The organism is Mycobacterium sp. 852002-30065_SCH5024008, assembly GCF_001665645.1.
GTDB lineage: Bacteria > Actinomycetota > Actinomycetes > Mycobacteriales > Mycobacteriaceae > Mycobacterium > Mycobacterium paraffinicum.
In genome coordinates this window covers 1-1,236 of sequence record NZ_LZSZ01000047.1, presented here as the reverse complement: position 1 = coordinate 1,236, position 1,236 = coordinate 1, and the positions used below count along the sequence as shown (strand labels likewise).

At 64.1% G+C, this 1,236-nt stretch carries 1 protein-coding gene and 2 pseudogenes; all 3 read right to left on the bottom strand.

Annotation, left to right across the window (positions count from 1 at the left end):
* Positions 1-101 (bottom strand): annotated as a pseudogene (locus A5781_RS24810) (WXG100 family type VII secretion target); the annotation flags it as partial.
* 282 nt (positions 102-383) lie between these two features.
* Positions 384-683: a PE family protein gene (locus A5781_RS05070; protein WP_067202177.1), complete on the bottom strand. Its 300-nt coding sequence runs from the start codon at positions 681-683 to the stop codon at positions 384-386.
* Between the two features lie 469 nt (positions 684-1,152).
* Positions 1,153-1,236, bottom strand: a pseudogene (locus A5781_RS24805) (hypothetical protein); the annotation flags it as partial.

Genomic DNA, 1,236 nt, shown 5'->3' with positions numbered 1-1,236 from the left:
CACATCTTGCGAGCCTCGTCCTCAACCGTCTGGGCGTGCACCTCGAAGCGGCCCGCCATCGCCCGCATTTCGTGCGGGTCAGTCATAAAACGTGTTGCCATGTGGCTGTCTCCTTAAGTGAGTACTCAGATACTTGCGGTGGTTACGACGATGGCCGGACCGGTCACGCGCTGGCGAGCCGCCGAGCCGAATGCAAAAGGATGATCCCCCCTTCCCGTCAGCCGGCGGCCACCGGTTGCTCTAACACGGTGAGACGGACGTCAAACCCGAACTTCGGCGTTTGAGTTGTCCGGCCGTCAGCCCCCGAGATCATCGGTAGCTGGGCGGTCAGGCGGGATTCCACGTCGAAGACGTCCTGTCCCAGACCGTCAACCGCCAACCGACTAGCCCGTGGCAGCTGCGTTGATTGCCTCGGCCGCAGCGTACGAGCCAGAACTTGTCGACAGCGTGTTCACGAACGCCTCGTGAATGGCGGCGGCCTGAGCGCTAACCGCCTGGTACATCTGCGCGTGCGCCGCGAACTGCGCCGCCGTCAGCGCCGACACCTCGTCGGCAGCAGCGGGCACCACCCCGGTCGTGGGGGCGGCGGCAGCCGCGTTCTGAGCGCTCAGCGTTGAGCCAATGGCCTGCAAGTTTCCGGCCGCCGCAGCCAGAGCCTCGGGCTGTGTGGTCACGAACGACATACTTGGTTCCCTCCTAGTTCAATCCCCGACTCTGCAGAGAGTAGATGACCGCGACCCCTCAAGCTCTTTCGGAAGCCGCCTGTTTGCAACTGTTCACTTGACGGTACGGCGAATTCATTTTTGGTAACGCCACAGTAACAGCGCCTGACCTGGATCGCAGTACCTTTCGGTTGCGTCACAGCAAACTGTGACTCACCCGGCAGGCAAAGTTGCTGGTGGACCTTTCCCAGCCGCTGTGGCACCGCGGTTCCAAATAAGATCTCGTTGCTCGCAAACTCCTTCCGCCCGGTCGGCGACCGCCCACAGCATCCCCGACGACCGGACCTCTCCGAAAGGGTTTTGAGTCCCTCGAGCGGGGGCACTAGGTCCTTTCGGCCGGGATGGTCGGGCGGTGAGCGGCACCACGACCCGTGACTGCGTCCACGTCCATTCGTCGCTCACGCCGGCTACGTGGTTCCACCGCGGGTGATCAGCCCGCGAAGGGGGGTCGGGCCATGACGGTGGGGCGGAATCCGTATCGGGGTCCGGCGCCGGCGTGGGTGCCGGTGCCCAT

What these genes read in the sequence shown, in the direction of transcription:
- A5781_RS05070 (WP_067202177.1), bottom strand. Translation starts at nt 683, where the DNA reads ATGTCGTTCGTGACCACACAGCCCGAGGCTCTGGCTGCGGCGGCCGGA.